The 17,525-nt window shown below is 63.5% G+C and carries 16 protein-coding genes; 8 read left to right on the top strand and 8 right to left on the bottom strand.

The genetic code is table 11. The features are described from left to right. Window positions 1–12: 12 nt before the first annotated feature. From urtD to H7F36_RS10865, 7 genes are all read right to left on the bottom strand, one after another. Window positions 13–888, bottom strand: a complete 876-nt coding sequence (gene urtD / locus H7F36_RS10895) for an urea ABC transporter ATP-binding protein UrtD (protein WP_187054678.1) — start codon at window positions 886–888, stop codon at window positions 13–15. Next, the gene (urtC, locus tag H7F36_RS10890; protein ID WP_187054677.1) at window positions 885–2,063 is read right to left on the bottom strand and encodes an urea ABC transporter permease subunit UrtC; all 1,179 of its coding nucleotides are present in this window, start codon (window positions 2,061–2,063) and stop codon (window positions 885–887) included. The genes urtD and urtC overlap by 4 nt, the downstream gene beginning before the upstream one ends. Continuing rightward, window positions 2,060–3,622 carry an urea ABC transporter permease subunit UrtB gene (gene urtB / locus H7F36_RS10885; protein WP_187054913.1) on the bottom strand — a complete coding sequence of 521 codons (1,563 nt, stop codon included), beginning with the start codon at window positions 3,620–3,622 and terminating at the stop codon, window positions 2,060–2,062. The genes urtC and urtB overlap by 4 nt, the downstream gene beginning before the upstream one ends. Window positions 3,623–3,749: 127 nt before the next feature. Next, window positions 3,750–5,018 carry an urea ABC transporter substrate-binding protein gene (gene urtA / locus H7F36_RS10880; protein ID WP_187054676.1) on the bottom strand — a complete coding sequence of 423 codons (1,269 nt, stop codon included), beginning with the start codon at window positions 5,016–5,018 and terminating at the stop codon, window positions 3,750–3,752. A gap of 109 nt (window positions 5,019–5,127) precedes the next feature. Next, window positions 5,128–6,210, bottom strand: a complete 1,083-nt coding sequence (locus tag H7F36_RS10875) for an alpha/beta hydrolase family esterase (protein ID WP_187054675.1) — start codon at window positions 6,208–6,210, stop codon at window positions 5,128–5,130. A 100-nt stretch (window positions 6,211–6,310) separates the two neighbouring features. Then, the gene (locus H7F36_RS10870; protein ID WP_187054674.1) at window positions 6,311–6,712 is read right to left on the bottom strand and encodes a hypothetical protein; all 402 of its coding nucleotides are present in this window, start codon (window positions 6,710–6,712) and stop codon (window positions 6,311–6,313) included. 7 nt (window positions 6,713–6,719) lie between these two features. Further along, entirely contained in the window at window positions 6,720–7,706 is a 987-nt protein-coding gene (locus H7F36_RS10865) for a Bug family tripartite tricarboxylate transporter substrate binding protein (protein WP_187054673.1), read from the bottom strand. 107 nt (window positions 7,707–7,813) lie between these two features. Here H7F36_RS10865 and H7F36_RS10860 point away from each other — a divergent pair, with 107 nt between their 5' ends. The 8 genes from H7F36_RS10860 (at window position 7,814) to H7F36_RS10825 (ending at window position 15,811) form a co-directional block, all read left to right on the top strand. Beyond that, window positions 7,814–9,454 carry an inorganic phosphate transporter gene (locus tag H7F36_RS10860; protein ID WP_187054672.1) on the top strand — a complete coding sequence of 547 codons (1,641 nt, stop codon included), beginning with the start codon at window positions 7,814–7,816 and terminating at the stop codon, window positions 9,452–9,454. Continuing rightward, complete coding sequence (locus H7F36_RS10855; RefSeq protein WP_410003075.1) at window positions 9,451–10,512, top strand: transporter; 1,062 nt, start codon at window positions 9,451–9,453, stop codon at window positions 10,510–10,512. The genes H7F36_RS10860 and H7F36_RS10855 overlap by 4 nt, the downstream gene beginning before the upstream one ends. A gap of 55 nt (window positions 10,513–10,567) precedes the next feature. After that, a complete protein-coding gene (locus tag H7F36_RS10850; RefSeq protein WP_187054671.1) occupies window positions 10,568–11,422 on the top strand; it encodes a 3',5'-nucleoside bisphosphate phosphatase in 855 nt (284 codons plus the stop codon). Window positions 11,423–11,490: 68 nt separating this feature from the next. Then, window positions 11,491–12,348 (top strand): DMT family transporter, encoded by an 858-nt coding sequence (locus H7F36_RS10845; RefSeq protein WP_261802638.1) that lies wholly within the window; start codon window positions 11,491–11,493, stop codon window positions 12,346–12,348. A gap of 59 nt (window positions 12,349–12,407) precedes the next feature. Next, window positions 12,408–13,043 carry an L-threonylcarbamoyladenylate synthase gene (locus tag H7F36_RS10840; RefSeq protein WP_187054670.1) on the top strand — a complete coding sequence of 212 codons (636 nt, stop codon included), beginning with the start codon at window positions 12,408–12,410 and terminating at the stop codon, window positions 13,041–13,043. A 57-nt stretch (window positions 13,044–13,100) separates the two neighbouring features. Further along, window positions 13,101–13,772 carry a site-2 protease family protein gene (locus tag H7F36_RS10835; protein ID WP_187054669.1) on the top strand — a complete coding sequence of 224 codons (672 nt, stop codon included), beginning with the start codon at window positions 13,101–13,103 and terminating at the stop codon, window positions 13,770–13,772. Between the two features lie 39 nt (window positions 13,773–13,811). Next, window positions 13,812–15,146, top strand: coding sequence for a tryptophan--tRNA ligase (locus H7F36_RS10830; RefSeq protein WP_187054668.1), 1,335 nt, complete (start codon window positions 13,812–13,814; stop codon window positions 15,144–15,146). A 68-nt stretch (window positions 15,147–15,214) separates the two neighbouring features. Further along, window positions 15,215–15,811, top strand: coding sequence for a LuxR C-terminal-related transcriptional regulator (locus H7F36_RS10825; protein ID WP_187054667.1), 597 nt, complete (start codon window positions 15,215–15,217; stop codon window positions 15,809–15,811). A gap of 52 nt (window positions 15,812–15,863) precedes the next feature. Here H7F36_RS10825 and H7F36_RS10820 read toward each other — a convergent pair whose 3' ends face one another. Then, on the bottom strand, window positions 15,864–17,351 hold the full coding sequence (locus tag H7F36_RS10820) for a sensor histidine kinase (RefSeq protein WP_261802576.1): 1,488 nt from the start codon (window positions 17,349–17,351) through the stop codon (window positions 15,864–15,866). Between the last annotated feature and the right edge of the window lie 174 nt (window positions 17,352–17,525).

Here is a 17,525-nt window from a genome sequence, read left to right as displayed (position 1 = left end):
GGTGTTCTTTCTTCAGCGGCCAAGATAAACCTCGATGACCCGCTCATCCGCCTGCACCTCGTCCAGCGTTCCCTGCGCCAGTACAGAGCCATCGCACAGCACGGTGACGATCTCGGAGATCGTCCGGATGAAGCTCATGTCGTGCTCCACCACCATCAAGGAGTGCTTGCCCTTGAGCGTCAGAAAAAGCTCGGCGGTGCGCGCCGTTTCTTCGTCCGTCATGCCAGCGACAGGCTCGTCGAGCAGCAGCAGCTTCGGGTCCTGCATCAACAGCATGCCGATCTCGAGCCACTGCTTTTGTCCGTGGCTCAGGTTGCCCGCCATGCGCGACACGCTGTCCGACAAGTGAATCGTCTCCAGGATTTCAGCAAGCCGATCGCTCTGCGTCGAGTCGAGTTTGAAGAACATCGAGCGCCGTACGCCTTTGTCGGTCTTCAACGCAAGCTCGAGGTTCTCGAACACGGTGAGATGCTCGAATACCGTCGGCTTCTGGAACTTGCGACCGATGCCGAGCTGTGCGATGTCGGCTTCCTTGTGACGCAGGAGGTCGATGGTGCTGCCGAAGAACACCGTGCCCGAATCGGGGCGCGTCTTGCCGGTGATGATGTCCATCATCGTGGTCTTGCCGGCGCCGTTGGGGCCGATGATGCAGCGCAGCTCGCCGGGCGCGATGTCCAGGCTCAGCTTGTTGATCGCCTTGAAGCCGTCGAAGCTCACGCTGACGTCTTCGAGGTACAGGATGCGGCCGTGGGTGACGTCGACTTCGCCCGGCGTACCGATGCGGCCGTAGCCCGCCTCGCGGCCACCTGACTCGGTCGTCGAGCCGTGGTCGGGGCCACGCAATTTGGCGACGCGTTGCGCACCTTCTTCCATCAAGTCGGGTGTCATGCGCCTGCTCCTCCGGTTTCAGCCGCGAGCGAGCGTTGCGCTTCGAGCCTTGCAGCGGTCGGCGCGTTGTCGCACTTCCACAATTTCTTGACCAGCCCGACGATGCCGTCCGGCAAGAAGAGCGTCACTGCAATGAAGATAGCGCCGAGGAAGTACAGCCAGTACTCCGGGTACGCGACCGTCAGCCAGCTCTTTGCGCCGTTGACGATGAAGGCGCCGATGATCGGCCCGATGAGCGTCGCGCGGCCGCCCACTGCCGCCCAGATGGCGATCTCGATCGAGTTGGCCGTGCTCATTTCACCGGGGTTGATGATGCCGACCTGCGGAACGTACAGGGCGCCCGCCACGCCGCACATGATGGCCGAGATGACCCAGATGGTGAGCTTGTACGGCAGTGGGTTGTAGCCCGAGAACATCACGCGCGTTTCGGCATCGCGAATGGCCTGCAGCACACGGCCGAACTTGCTGCCGATGAGCCACTTCGAGAACAAAAAGAACAGCAGCAACGTGATACCGGTGAGCGCGAAGATCGTCATGCGCATCTCTTGCGTGGCAATCGGAATACCCAGGATGCGCTTGAAGTCGGTGAAGCCGTTGTTGCCGCCGAAGCCCGTCTCGTTGCGGAAAAAGAGCAGCAGCGCCGCGAAGGTCAGCGCCTGCGTAATGATCGAAAAGTACACGCCCTTGATGCGCGAACGGAAGGCGAAGAAGCCGAACACCAGCGCGATCAGACCGGGCACCAGCACGATGAGAATCAGCGTCGCGATAAAGCTGCCGCTGAAGGTCCAGTGCCACGGCAGTTCTTTCCAGTCGAGGAACACCATGAAGTCCGGCAGGTCGCTCTTGTAGTTGCCGTCGCGGCCGATCTGGCGCATCAGGTACATGCCCATCATGTAGCCGCCGAGCGCAAAGAACAGGCCGTGGCCGAGCGACAGGATGCCGGTATAGCCCCAGATGAGGTCCATCGCCAGCGCGCAGATCGCGTAGCACATGATCTTGCCGACCAGTGCCACCGCGTAGTCGCTCATGTGCAGCGGGCTGCCGTCCGGCACGACGATGTTGAGCACCGGTGCCACCGCGCAAATAACGATCAGCGCGATGAAGAAAATCGTCCAGCCTTTTCCGCTCATCAGCGGGCCCTTGGCGGGGAGTTTGACTTTGCTGATATTGGTCATGCTTCTGCACTCCGGCCCTTGATCGCGAAGATGCCTTGGGGCCGCTTCTGGATGAAGATGATGAGGAAGACGAGCACGCATATCTTTGCGAGCACCGCGCCGGCCCAGCCTTCGATGAACTTGTTCAGGATGCCGAGGCCGAGCGCCGCGTACACCGTGCCGGCCAGCTGCCCGACACCACCCATCACGACCACCATGAAGGAGTCGACGATGTAGCTTTGGCCGAGATCGGGACCGACGTTGCCGATCTGGCTGAGCGCACAACCCGCGAGTCCTGCGATGCCCGAGCCGAGCGCGAACGCGTAGGTGTCGATGCGTGCGGTGTTAACGCCCATGCACGAGGCGATCGGTCGGTTTTGCGTGACGCCGCGAACGAACAAACCGAGTCGTGTCTTGCCGATGAGCCAACCCATCGCCAGCAACACCAGCACCGCGAAGACGATGATGCAGATACGGTTCCAGGGCAGCGCGACGTTGCCGAGCATGGTGAAGCCACCGCTCATCCACGACGGGTTTTCGACGCCCACGTTCTGCGCGCCGAACAGCGTGCGCACCAGCTGCTGCAGCATCAGGCTGATGCCCCAGGTGGCGAGCAATGTTTCGAGCGGTCGGCCGTACAGAAAGCGGATGACGCCGCGTTCGAGGATGGCGCCGACCAGCGCCGACGCCAGAAACGAAACCGGGATCGCGGCGATGAGATAACCGCCGAACCACGACTCCGGGAGGTAACGCTGAAACAGCCCCTGCATCATGTAGGTGGCGTAGGCGCCGATCATCATCAGCTCGCCGTGCGCCATGTTGATGACGCCCATCAGGCCGTAGGTGATGGCAAGGCCGAGTGCGGCCAGCAACAGCACCGAGCCGAGGCTGATGCCGCTGAACACCGCGTTGATACGGTCGCCCCACACCAGCGCACCGTCGATGCTGGCAATGGCTTTTTGCAGCGCCGCCTTGACGGTCGGGTCGGTCTCGTCGGTCAGGCGTTCGTTCAGCAGCAGCTTGGTGTCGGGGTTCTTGCTTTCGGACAACGCGGCCGCAGCGGCGATGCGCTTGGCGGCATCGGCGCTGTTGAGCAGCGAGGCCGCGCGCACCAGTTCGAGCTTGGCCTTGATGGCGGTGTTGGTCTCGCCGGCCAGCACCTTCTCGACCATCGGAATACGCGACTCGTCCGGATCTTTGAGCAGCGCGTTGGCGGCTTCGAGGCGCACCGCCTCGTCCTTGCTGCTCATCAGGGTGAGCATCGATTTCGCGGCATCGAGGGCGCCGCGCATCAGGTTGTTGTTGACCACGTCTTCGGCCATGTCGGGCATCTTGAGCTCGGCACCGGTGACCGGGTCGTAGCCTTTTACTTCTCCGTTCTGGTCCTTCATCACGAAGACCTTGTCTTCGGTGATCTTGACGGCATCGTCGGTCAGCGCCTGAATGAAGGCAGTCGTCTTGTCGTCGGCGGTGGCGACGGCCTTGTTGAGCGCGGCAACGCGGTCTTCGGTCTCGCCGGTGGCGATGGCCTTGGCTTCGTCTGCGGTCAATGCATGCGCATGTGCGGCCACCAGAAGCAGCGCGGCGAAAGCGGCATGCAAGATTCGGCGCGGGGCTGTATTCACATCATCCTCAAATAAAACAGGGCCCGATCCCCCAAGAAAAGATCGAGCCCAAGACAGGTCACTTGGACGAGGCGAGCGAAAGTTAAGAGGATTTCCCTGCTGGCTGGTCAGGCTTTTTGTCGTTGCCTTCGATGAACGGGCTCCAGGGCTGGGCCTTGACTGGCGCCGGCGTTTTCCACACCACACCGAACTGGCCGTCGGCCTTGATTTCGCCGATGAACACCGGCTTGTGCAGGTGATGGTTCTTCGGGTCCATTTCGACGGTGAAGCCGTCCGGTGCCTTGAATGTCTGGCCGGCCATGGCGGCGATGACCTTGTCGGTGTCGGTCGACTTGGCCTTCTCGACGGCCTGCTTCCACATGTGGATGCCGACGTAGGTGGCTTCCATCGGATCGTTGGTCAAAGGCTTGTCCATCTGACCCGGCAGCTTCTTCGCCTTGGCGTAGTCGCTCCACGTCTTGATCCAAGCGGTGTTGGTCGGATTCTTGACCGACATGAAGTAGTTCCATGCAGCAAGGTGGCCGACGAGTGGCTTGGTGTCCACGCCACGGAGTTCTTCTTCGCCTACCGAGAAGGCGACGACCGGCACGTCCTTGGCCTTCAGGCCGGCGTTGCCGAGTTCCTTGTAGAACGGCACGTTGGAGTCACCGTTGATCGTCGAGATCACGGCCGTCTTGCCACCTTGAGAGAACTTCTTGATGTCGGCAACGATGGTTTGATAGTCGCTGTGGCCGAACGGCGTGTACTTCTCGTCGATGTCCGAGTCCTTCACACCCTTGCTCTTCAGGAAGGCGCGCAGGATCTTGTTGGTGGTGCGCGGGTAGACGTAGTCGGTGCCCAGCAGCACGAAGCGCTTGGCGCCGCCGCCGGCCTTGCTCATCAAATACTCGACAGCGGGAATGGCTTGCTGGTTAGGCGCTGCACCCGTGTAGAACACGTTCTTGGAGAGCTCTTCGCCTTCGTATTGCACGGGGTAGAACAAGAGGCCGTTCTGCTCTTCGATCACCGGCAACACCGACTTGCGCGACACCGAGGTCCAGCAGCCGAAGATCACGGCGACCTTGTCCTGACCCAGCAGTTGCTTGGTCTTTTCAGCGAACAGCGGCCAGTTGGAAGCCGGGTCGACGATCACGGGCTCGAGCTGCTTGCCCATCACGCCGCCCTTTTTGTTGATCTCTTCGATCGTCATCAGCGCCATGTCTTTCAGCGCCGTTTCGGAGATCGCCATCGTGCCCGAAAGGGAGTGAAGGATGCCGACCTTGATGGTGTCGGCTGCGAAAGCAGGGGCCACGCCCAGTGCCGCAAAAGCGACGCTGGCGGTAAGTGCCTTGAGTGTGAAACGACGTTGCATGTGCATCCTTCTCCGGTTGTATTGAACTTGTCGCCAGCACCTTCGCTGTCGATGGACGGAGTGTGCTAACGAGGTCGTCTCCTACAAATACGCCGGGTGGCGTACGAGATCAGGCGCGGGCGAACTGCCGCGCCGCAAAGGCCCACGCCATCCGCGTCGCGTCCGGACCCGCCGGGTCGCTGAAGGCCAGGCGCGCAGCGCCACCGCTCCATGCGTGACCCAGGCCAGCGATCTCGCACAACGTGACGCTGGTCTTGCCGCGCAGCTTGAAGTCGGTCACGCGCATCGGATGCCGCCGCCCGCGCTGCAGTCGGCGTGACGCGGCAGGCACTGCACCGGTGGCTGCGGCCCACACCGCAGCGGCGCTGCCGGCATTGCTCGAAGACACGACGACATCGCGGTCGCCGTGCAGGATGAGCAAGGGCGGCAGCGTTGTCATCGCGGCGGCGGCGCCCATTGCCTTGCCGACCGCCGTGACCGGCATGGGCGGTACGTGCCGCCCGCGCATCGCACCCAGTGCGGTGGCGGACGACCGCGCCGCACCGGGCGCCACGCCGGAGTGCATGACCACCGCCCGAAAGCGCGCGGGATAGTGCGTGGCCAGCAGCGCCGCCATGCCGGCACCGGCCGAGAGCCCGGCGACCGCGACGCGCGCGCGGTCGGCCGCATACAGCACGCAGACCTGATCGACCGCCGCCATCAGCGTTGCGGCTTCGGCGGCCGACTTGCCCGAGCGGGTCTCGTACCAGTTCCAGCAGCCTTGCGGATGGTGGAGCCTGTCTTGCTCGGGGTAGAGCACGAGAAAGCGATGGCGGGTGGCCAGCGCATTCATGCGAGTAATGGCGGCGAAGTCGCGTCCGGTCTGGCCGCAGCCGTGCAGCATGACCATCAGTGGAAGCTTCTCGCCCGGTGCGAGGTCGAGGTCCGATGGGCGAAACAGGTGATAGCGCCGCGCGCCGCCAGGGCCGAGTGCCATGCCGGCGAGCCAGTCGCCCTTGCCGGGTGGCGGCTTCAGTTGCTTGACTGCCGCGCGCTGCACTTCGCTGACCGCACGCTTGCCGGTCTTGATCGCGGCCTTCTTCCCTGCTTTGAGCGCGGCTTTGGTGAGCGCGCGCACGTTGCGCTGATAGGCGCGCGTGAATGAAGACGTCAGCGAAGACGTCAGGGAGGAGATGGAGCTGCGACGGGCCATGACGCCAGTGTGCACGCCGTAGATGACGTTGTCAGGAGTCCGGAATGCGTTGCATCGGTCTCCACCAGTGCTGGCGGTCAGCATCGGGTCTTTCGACCTGCTATCGGCCTCGACTGGCGGCGGTGTCGACCACGAGCGCGCCATTCAGCTCGCGTATGCGCTGGTCGACGTAGTAGCCGCCGTATTCGGTGTAGCGAAGCAACGGCCGCGCGCAACGAACGCACTGCCAGACCTCGCAGCGGTTGTAGGGAAAGTGGCCGAGCGCGACCGGTGCATCGGCAGCGTCGTAGCGGGTGCCTTGCGGATGGTGTTCTTCGAGCGTCGGCTCGTCGTACGGATCGCGATTGTTGGTCCGTCCCACGAGCCGCAGCAAAGACGCGTCGAAGGTGGCGGGCAGACTTTCCCAACCGGGGCACTGCAGCGCGCTGCAGGCACACACCGCATCGGGCGGCGTGTACTGCAGAGCGATCGCAACGATCTGTACGGCGGTGAGCGCCGGCATCGAGGCGTCAGTCAGGCGTGGCGCCCGAGGTCTTCACGACCTTGGTCCACTTGTCGCGATCCTTTTCCGCGAAGGCCTGGAACTCCGGCGTCGTCATGGCCATCGGCTCGGCACCGAGCGTGAAAAGGCGGGCCTTCATCTCGGTGCTGGAGAGCGCTTCACGCACCGCATCGTTGAGCTTCTTCGCAATGGCCGGATCCAGGCCAGCCGGCGCCATGAGGCCGTACCACGGCTTGGCATCGAAGCCCGGCAGGCCGAGTTCGGCCACGGTCGGGATGTCGGGGAAAGCCGCGGACCGAACCGCACCGGTGCTGGCCAGCACCTTGACCTTGCCAGCCTTGACGTGCGGCATGGCGGGCACCGGGTTCTCGAACGAAATCGGCACCTGGCCGGCCAGCAGATCGTTCATCGCCGGGCCCGAGCCCTTGTAGGGAATGTGCTGCATCTTGATGCCGGCCGCCTGGTTGAACATCTCTCCGATGATGTGCTGCGGCGTGCCCGAGCCGGCCGAGGCGAAGTTGATCTTTTCACCCTTCTTGGCGCGCGCGATCAGGTCCTTGATGGACGTGATGCCCGACGCCGGATTGGCCAGCACCACGAACGATGCGTTGGCGATCGGCGCAACGAAGGTGAAGTCCTTGATCGAGTCGTACGGGATCTTCGCGTAGAGCGAAGGCGAAATCACGATCGGCCCGCTGGCGGCCAGCAACAGCGTGTAGCCATCGGGCGCGGCCTTCGCGACGTAGTCGGTGCCGACGTTGCCGCCCGCCCCGCCCTTGTTTTCGACGATGACGGTCTGCCCCAGCTTTTGCTGCAGCGGCTGCGCGAGCAGGCGCGCCAAAACGTCGGTGGTGCCACCGGGCGCGTAAGGCGAAATGATCCTGATCGATTGCTTGGTGGGCCAGGGCGGCGCCTGTGCCAGCGCAAGGCCGGGCAGTAGCGCAGCGGCAGCGAAAAGTGGCAGAACGGCGGCGAGGGTGCGGCGCTGAATCATTTGGTGAGTCCCTTGTTTGATCGATCCCGACCTTGCCACAGTGACACATGCCTGTCATCGGCAGCCGCCACGATGCGCGGGGTTACTCCAACATCAAAAACAACGCCATGAACACCCTTGCGGCTTCCGACGCGAATCTCCCGGTACATCCGAAGCCGGCGCAACGGCCAAAGCTCGACGCCAAGCCCGGACCGGTCACCCTGATCGTCTTCGCGGGCTTGCTCGCCGCCGGGCTTTTGTTCACCGCCTGGAGCCTTACGAACGACGTGCGCGCAACCGGCGCGCAAGCGACGACGTGGGTGCCGTACATCCTGCTGGGCGTTGCCTTGTTGGTGGCGCTGGGCTTCGAATTCGTCAATGGTTTCCACGACACGGCCAACGCCGTCGCGACGGTGATCTACACGCACTCGCTGCCGCCAAATTTCGCGGTCGTGTGGTCGGGCTTCTTCAATTTTCTGGGCGTGCTGGTGTCGAGCGGTGCGGTGGCTTTCGGCATCATCTCGCTGCTGCCGGTCGAGCTCATCCTGCAGGTGGGCTCGGGGGCCGGCTTCGCGATGGTCTTCGCACTGCTGATCGCCGCCATCATGTGGAACCTCGGCACTTGGTGGCTCGGTTTGCCAGCTTCTTCTTCGCACACGTTGATCGGCTCAATCATCGGTGTCGGCGTTGCCAATGCGCTGATGCACGGGCGCGACGGCACCAGTGGCGTCGACTGGCCGCAAGCCGTGAAGATCGGCTACTCGCTGCTGCTGTCGCCGCTCGTCGGCTTCGGCTGCGCGGCCTTGCTGCTGCTCGCGCTGCGCACATTCGTCAAGAACCGCGCACTCTACGAAGAGCCACGCGGCGAGGCTCCTCCGCCCTGGTGGATTCGCGGCCTGTTGATCCTGACCTGCACCGGCGTATCGTTCGCGCACGGCTCCAACGATGGGCAAAAAGGCATGGGGCTGATCATGCTGATCCTCGTCGGCACGGTGCCGATGGCGTACGCGCTCAATCGCTCGATGCCGGCAGATCAAACGGTGCGCTTCGTCGCGGTCGCAGAGAGCGCACAAAGCGCGCTGAACCGCAATGCATCGGCGGTCGCATCGCTGCCTGCGCTGCAGCCTGCGGCGGCACGCGAAGTGCTGTCGACCTATGTGCGCACACGCGAGTTCAATCCGTCGGTCGTGCCTGCACTCGGCGCGACGGCCGGCAGCATCGCACAGCAGGTGAAGGAACACGGCTCGCTCGCTGGCGTGCCGGCAGAGGCAGTGGCCAACGTGCGAAACGACATGTACCTCGCGTCGGAAGCGCTGCGGCATCTGGGCAAGAGCGACGCTGCGCATTTCGATACCGACACCACGACCAAGGTCGGCGAGTTCCGCAAGGAAATCGACGATGCCACCAAGTTCATTCCCCTGTGGGTCAAGGTCGCCGTCGCGATCGCCCTGGGCCTCGGAACCATGATCGGCTGGAAGCGCATCGTGGTCACCGTCGGAGAGAAGATCGGCAAGACGCACCTGAGCTATGCACAAGGTGCTTCTGCCGAACTGGTCGCGATGGTGACCATCGGTGCAGCCGATATGTACGGGCTGCCGGTGTCGACCACGCACGTGCTGTCTTCCGGCGTGGCGGGCTCGATGGTCGCAAACGGCTCCGGCTTGCAGATGTCGACGCTGCGGAACCTGGCGATGGCGTGGGTGCTGACCTTGCCGGTGGCGATGCTGCTGTCAGGCTCGTTGTACTGGCTCTTCACGCACATCTTTTGAGCACGGCGATCGGTGCGGTGAATGGCGGGGTCGCAGCCTCCTATGGCGGTGACGAAGCTGGGCTCATCTGCGGCTATCTGTTCGACGCCGCGGCGTCCAAGCCGGTCCGCCCGCTCGATTCGGCAGCGGCTGCCGCCTACCTTGCCCAGACGGCTGCAGCCGGAATTGCAGGCCACGACAACAGTTATCTCTGGCTGCACTTCAACCTGAGCCATGCCCAGGCCGAGCGGTGGCTCCGCCGGCACGCGCACCTCTCCGACACCTTCTTCGAGACGCTGCACGAAGGCCTGCCGTCGACCCGCATCGAGCGCGCCGACGATGCGCTCATCGCCGTCATCAACGACGTGCACTTCGAGTTCAGCTTCGAGCCATCGGACATCTCGACGCTGTGGATCAGTGTCGGCCCCCAGCTCGTGGTGACGGCGCGCACCAAGCCGCTGCGGTCGGTCGACGCGCTGCGCACGGCGGTGAATGCCGGCGACGCGCCGAGGTCGAGCACGGAATTGCTCGAGCACCTGCTGCGCGCGCAGGCCGACGTGCTGGTGCAAATCGTGCGCGACGCGACTTCTCGCATCGACGCCATCGAAGACGACCTGCTGGCCGCGCGCCTGGACAACAAACGTGCGCGGCTCGGCGGGCTGCGCCGGATGCTGGTACGTTTGCAGCGCTTGCTGGCACCCGAGCCGGCGGCGCTGTTCCGCTTGTTGCAAAACCCGCCCGGCTGGATGGCCGAAGCCGATGCGCAGGAGCTGCGCGGCTCGACCGAGGAGTTTTCGGTGGTGTTGCGCGACATGCAGGCCTTGCAGGAACGCATCAAGCTGCTGCAGGAAGAGATTGCAGCCAACGTCAACGAAGACAACAACCGCAGCCTTTTCGTGCTGACGGTGGTCACGGTGCTGGCATTGCCGATCAACATCATGGCCGGCCTGTTCGGTATGAACGTCGGCGGCATTCCGCTGGCCGAACACAAGCAGGGCTTCTGGATCGTGGTGGCGCTCATCATGAGTTTCACCGTGGTGGCCGCGCGAATTGCTTTCCGCAAGAAGAAGGGACGCTAGCGGGGCGTTTGCGGCCAGGGCTGCGCGCGCAGAGTGCAAGGCATAAAATTATGGCGTGCACAACATCCTGAACGCCGACCTGCATTGCCATTCCGTTGTTTCCGACGGCACCATGACGCCCGAGGCGCTCGCCGCCCGCGCAGCGGCGAACGGCGTCGAGTTGTGGGCGCTCACCGACCACGACGAAGTCGGCGGTCAGCACCGCGCAGCCGCAGCGGCCCGCGAAAACGGCATGCGCTATCTGACGGGCACCGAGATCTCCGTCACCTTCGCGAATGAAACGGTGCACATCGTCGGGCTCGGGTTCGACCCGGACGACGCCGCCATCAGTCAGGGCCTTTACGACACGCGCGGCGGACGCAGCAAGCGGGCCATGGAAATGTCCGAGGGGCTGGCCAAGGTCGGTATCAAGGGTGCCTACGAAGGCGCACTCACTTTCGTCGGCAACCCTGAATTGATTTCGCGCACGCACTTCGCGCGGTTCCTGGTCGAAAGCGGTGTTTGCAAAGACACCTACGAGGTCTTTCGCAAGTACCTGACCGAGGGCAAGCCGGGCTACGTGCCGCACCGCTGGGCCACGCTCAAGGACGCGATCCGCTGGATCACCGAGGCCAAGGGCATCGCTGTGATCGCGCATCCGGGTCGCTACAAGTTCACCGCCAACGAGGAGTACGCGCTATTCCTCGAATTCCAGGCGCACGGCGGCAAGGCGATCGAGGTTGTCACGGGGAGCCACACGCCGGCCGAGTACGTCGAGTACGCCGACAAGGCACTTGAATTCGGCTTTGCGGCATCGCGCGGCAGCGACTTCCATAGCCCCGACGAAAGTCACATGGACCTCGGCAAGCTCCCCTGGCTGCCCGGCAAACTCACGCCGGTCTGGGAACTGCTCGAAAACCGCATTCAGTGAGCGCGGTGCAGCCAGCGGAGCGGGGCGCGCGCGATCTCGAATCCGAACGCATCCTGGCCGGTATCGGCATGGTGGTTTTGGCAGTGGCCTGTTTTTCGACGCTCGACACCGCAACCAAGATTTCGGTCGGCGCGGTGCCGATCATCATGGGCGTGTGGTTTCGCTATGCCTTCCAGGCGGTCGCGACGACAGCTGTGTTGCTGCCGGCCTATGGGACATCCTTGCTGGCCACGGCACACCCCAGGTACCACGTGCTGCGCGGCGCTTTGCTGCTGACGACCAGCCTTTTCGCTTTTTTCAGCCTGCGCTACATGCCGCTCCCGGAGTTCACCTCCATCGTGTTGATCGCGCCGCTGGTCATCACACTGCTGGCCGCCACGATCTTCAAAGAGCGCGTGTCTCCGCTGCGCTGGACGCTGGTATGTGGCGGCTTCCTTGGCACGCTGGTCATCCTGCGCCCGGGTGGCAGCAGCTTCAGCTGGGCGATCTTGCTGCCGATCGGGCTGGTGCTGACCAACGCATGGTTCCAGCTGCTGACGAGCAAGCTGGCGCAGACCGAGAATCCGCTCACCATGCATTTCTATACCGGCTGGGTCGGCACGCTGATCGCGTCGTGCGCCCTGCCCTTCGTCTGGACGGCGCTGCCCTCGTGGCACTGGTGGGCGCTGCTGTGCCTGATGGGGTTCATGGGCACGGTCGGCCATTTTTTGCTCATCCTGGCGTACCAGCGCGCAGCCGCATCGACGCTCACCCCGTACCTCTATGCCCAGATCGGCTTTGCGATGCTCGGCGGCTGGCTGATGTTCTCGCACGTGCCGGACATTGCGTCGCTGGCGGGCATCGGGCTGATCGCGGTATGCGGCGCGGCCGGCGCCTGGCTGACCGTCAAAGAGCGGCGCTTGCCCATCGAGCCGGCCGAGGGCTGAACCTGCTCAACCTGTTTTTGAATCGGCTCACCCCGAGCCCGCGAACCTGATCGATTGCCATGGCCCAGTTTTTTGAAGTGCACCCTGAAAACCCGCAGCAACGACTGCTGAAGCAAGCGGTTGCTTTGCTCGCGCGCGGCGAAATCGTCGCCGTGCCGACCGACTCCAGCTACGCGCTGGCATGCCACCTCGACGACAAGGACGCGGTCGACCAGCTGCGCCGCATCCGGCAGGTCGACGAGAAGCACCACCTCACCCTGCTGTGTCGCGACCTGAGCGAGGTGTCGCACTACGCCCGCGTCGACAACAAGCAGTACCGGCTGTTGAAAGCGGCGACACCCGGCCCGTACACCTTTCTGCTCGAAGCGACAAAGGAAGTGCCGCGGCGCGTCAGCCATCCGCAGCGCAAAACCATCGGCCTGCGCGTACCGGATCACAAGGTGTTGAGCGAGCTGCTCACGCTGCACGGCGCGCCGCTGCTCGCGACCACGCTGATCCCCCCCGGCGAGACCGAGGCGCTGAACGACGCGCAGACGATTCGCGAGCGCTTCGAAAAGCAGCTCGGCGCCGTCATCGACGCCGGCGCCTGCCCGTCCGAGCCGACCACCGTGGTCGACCTGACGCCGATGGGTACAGGCGACGACCCGGTCGTGATCCGCATGGGCCGCGGCTCGCTCGCGCTGCTGGGGTTGTGACCCGATTGCCGACGGTCACGAAGAGCCTCCTCACTTTCGTCTGAGACAATCGAACCGGTGGACATTCCCAACCTGATTCAAAGCATCCTCATCTACGCGTTGCCCGTGCTCTTCGCGATCACAGTGCATGAGGCGGCCCACGGCTACGTGGCCCGGCACTTCGGTGACAACACGGCCTATGTGATGGGCCGGGTGACCCTCAATCCGTTCAAGCACATCGACCCGATCGGCACGATCCTGATGCCGTTGATGCTGTACTTCGCGACCTCGGGCGCGTTCCTGTTCGGGTATGCCAAACCGGTGCCGGTCAACTTCGGCAATCTGCGCAACCCAAAGCGCGACATGATCTGGGTCGCACTCGCGGGACCGGGCTCGAACTTCATCCAGGCGATCCTCTGGGCGCTGGTCTTCGTCGGTCTCATCGCTGCGGGGGTGAGCGAACCGTTTTTCATCAAGATGGCGCAGGGCGGCGTGCTGGTGAACCTGGTGATGTGCGCATTCAATCTTTTCCCGCTGCCACCGCTCGATGGCGGTCGAGTGCTCGCAGGCCTGCTGCCGCGCGGACAAGCCCAGACGTTTTTGGCGCGCATCGAGCCCTATGGCTTTTTCATCGTGATGGCGTTGGTGCTTGCCGGCGTGGTCAGCAAATACTGGCTCAGCCCGCTGATGGCGCTCGGCTACCAGGCCATCGAACTGCTGATTTCGCCGCTGACGGCGTTGCTGCGCTGACCGCGCGTCTGTTCTTGCGATATTTCTGCGCACTTCGACATGGCTTCATCCACACCCCCCAAAGCAACCCGGTTTCTGACCGGCATCACCACATCCGGCACGCCGCATCTCGGCAACTACGCCGGCCTGGTGCGGCCGTCGGTGCGCTTCAGCCAGCGCGCCGATGTGCAGAGCTTTTATTTCATGGCGGACTACCACGCCCTCATCAAGATCGATGACCCGGCGCGCATCCAGCGTTCGACGCTTGAAATTGCTGCCAGCTGGTTGGCCTGCGGGCTCGACCCCGAGCGCGTTGTCTTCTATCGCCAATCCGACATCCCGGAGATTCCGGAACTCACCTGGCTGCTGACGTGCGTCACCGGCAAAGGCATCCTGAACCGTGCGCATGCGTACAAAGCCTCTGTCGACAAAAACATCGCCAAGGGTGAAGACCCGGATGCGGACGTTACCGCGGGCCTCTTCATGTACCCGGTGCTGATGGGCGCGGACATCCTGATGTTCAACGCGCACAAGGTGCCGGTCGGGCGCGACCAGATCCAGCACATCGAAATGGCGCGCGACATCGCGCAGCGCTTCAATCACTCGTACGGAGAGCACTTCGTGTTGCCCGAAGCCGAGGTCGACGACGCGGTTGCCACCTTGCCCGGCCTCGACGGCCGCAAGATGAGCAAGAGTTACGACAACACCATTCCGCTGTTCTCGCCGCGTGCCCAGCTGCAAAAACTCATCGCCGGTATCGTGACCGACTCGCGCGCGCCGGGCGAGCCGAAGGAGACCGAGGGCTCGGCCCTGTTCCAGATTTTTCAGGCGTTCGCGACTGCCGACGAAACAGCCGCAATGCGCAAGGCCTACGTCGAAGGCATCGGCTGGGGCGACGCCAAGCAAATGGTCTTCGAGCGGATCGACCGAGAACTGACACCGCTTCGCGAGCGCTACGAAGCGTTGATGAATGACCCCGCGCAGATCGAGCGCACCTTGCTGATCGGTGCCGACAAGGCCCGCGAACTTTCTCGTCCTTTCATGGCGACGCTGCGCCACGCTGTCGGGCTGCGCAGCCTTGCCAGCCTGGGCGGTCAGGATGCGGGTGTCGGCAAGAAAGCCGGCAAGGGCGGCAAGACGGGCAAGCCGACCTTCAAGCAATACCGCGAGCGCGACGGACTCTTTTATTTCAAGCTGCTCGATACCCACAACGACACGCTGCTGCAAAGCCGTGGCTTTCAGTCGCCGCAAGAAGCCGGACGCGCCATCGGGGCATTGCAATACCAACCGAATGAAGCACTCGCTGCGCTCGCAGAACAGCTGGAACCGGTCGACAATGACGGGCGGCGCGCCGTGATGGCTGCGCTCGAGGAACTCGCCGGTCAGGCGAGCTGAAGTAAAGGGAGAGATTCGCGCGCCTAGCAACAGTCAATATACAAGTTGCGCACACACGAAAGCAAAACATGAGCATTTACGTCATCGATGATCACCCCTTGATGCGCGACGCCATCGTCATGGTGCTGCGGCGCCTGCGGCCAGCCGAGAACATCGTGGAACTCGAGCGCCTCGACAAGCTCGCCAACGCAGTCAAGCAGCACGGTACGCCCGGCCTGTTTTGCCTCGACCTCAAATTGCCCGACACGACCGGTGTTTCCGGCGTGATCGCGGTCAAGCAGACCTATCCGGATGTGCCGATCGCGGTGTACTCGGCCTCACCTGCTGCAGACATGGAAGAAGCCTGCATCGAAGCGGGTGCCGACCAGTACATCGAAAAGTCGGCCAGTTCCGCCGAATTGACGGCCGCCCTGCGCGGTCTCTTGATGGCCGACTCGGATGTCGAAGAGCCTGCGGCAGCCGCCAACAGCAAGTTGTCGAAGCGCCAGACGCAGCTCATCGCCATGCTCGACAAGGGCATGAGCAATCGCGACATCGCGTCTGAGCTCGAAATCAGCGAACACACGGTCAAGGTGCATCTGTGGCGTCTGTTCCGGCGACTCGGCGTGAAGAGCCGTACGCAGGCGCTGCATTACGCACGGACCAACGGTTTGCTGTCCGGCTGATTGATTGGTTAGCCTTCCGGCTAACTCCAGGACCCCCCCAACCAGGGGTTTATCAGCCGACCGCAGAACTGACCCGGGATTGCGCCTGCGATTCATCGGCGTCGTGCAATGCAACCCGAAATACGCTGCCACGCCCGAGCCGCGATCGAACGCTCACCGGGTGGCCTAGCGCGTGAGACAGGCGAGCCACGATGGCGAGTCCGAGGCCGAAACCATCGGACGTGCCGGCATGGTCGGCCACCTTGTAGAACTCCAGGAACACGTCGCGCAGATGTTCGCGCGCGATGCCGATGCCGGTATCCCACACCTCGACCCGGAGGCCATCGCGCGTTTGCCGCGACGCCAGCAGCACGCCCCCCTCGACGGTGTACTTGATGGCGTTGGCAATCAGATTGCCGATCATCCGGCGCACGCGAATGGGATCGGTCAGCACCGTGCCTTTGGCAATGTGCACTTGGAACTTCAAGCCCTTGGCCTCCGCCACCGGCCGGTACTGCAGCTCCAAGTCGTGCAGCAGTTGGCCAACATCGACCCGCTCGATGTGCAGCCGCACCTGACCGGAATCGATGCGCGCCAGGTCGAACAGCGAATCGAACAGCGCGTTGACCGCATGCGTGGCGCGGACGATCTTCGGCGCGATCTCCTGCACCAGCTCCGGCTCGTTGCGGAGCCAGTCGGCGTAGAGAGACAGCGCCAGCACGGGCTGCCGCATGTCGTGGGCCGCGCTCGCCAGGAAACGGTTTTTCATCGCCACGGCCGACACGGCGGCCTGCCGTTGCTGGGTCAGCGAGGCAATCAGGATGTGGTTATGAAAGAGCAGTTCGAAGCTGTTGCGGGCCGTCTCGTGGATGCGCCGGCCGGCGCGCAGCAGCAGCCACCAATGCAGCATCGGCAGCAGCAGAAAGCCGTAGTTGAAATGCGGCTTCTCGAAATTCATCTCGACGACGCGGAACAGCACCGCGGCGAGCATCGTGATGAAGAGCGTGTTGACGTAGCGCTTGAGCAATGGCGGATGCAGTGCCAGCCCGTTGAGCGGAAACGTCGCCACGCCGGCCACGATCAACCAGCTCATGAACTGGTTGATGAGCGGCGTGCGCTCGAAAAAGATCAGGATCGACAGGCCCCAGGCAAAGGCGCTGATGCTCCATAGAAAGTGATATTTCTCGACAAACCGCTGCTGCCCGTCGGAGTCGCGATCGGCATAGCGGCGCGTGTAGACCTGTTCGCCCCAGACGCGGCAGCACGTGGCGGCGACCCCGATAGCCAGCCACACCATCAGTTGCCACAGCGGCACGTAGCCCCAGCTCAACCCGATCATGGCAGGCAGCAGTGCCGCAGCCAGAAAATGCGAGCCGCGGGATGCCCGCATCAAACTTCGGATCAGCTCACCGCGGACCCACGGTTCAGCTTCATCGGCCGAGGCCGGCGCCGGCGTGAGGCTGGCGAAGGACGAATTGCCCAGGCCGGCGAAGGAAGAATTGCCCTTCATGTTTCCGAATGGCACCCCGCCGCAGGGTCTACAAAAAAGCCCCTTCGACAAAGGGGCCCCTGAAAGAGAGCGAAGCAGTCACGAATCAAGCTGAACCCCGCATGCCTTGTAGGTTTCCCCGACCTGTGCGCCTCGCGACTTGCCTGCCGTTGACGGTCGAGGGGTCCTACATTGTCACCGAAAGTTTCCCCGACAGCGTCGCACCGGCGCAACTCTTAACCGCAG

Source organism: Variovorax sp. PAMC28562 (assembly GCF_014303735.1).
GTDB lineage: Bacteria > Pseudomonadota > Gammaproteobacteria > Burkholderiales > Burkholderiaceae_C > Variovorax.
The sequence above is the reverse complement of the archived record's forward strand: the minus strand, read 5'-3'. Positions and strand labels throughout refer to the sequence as shown.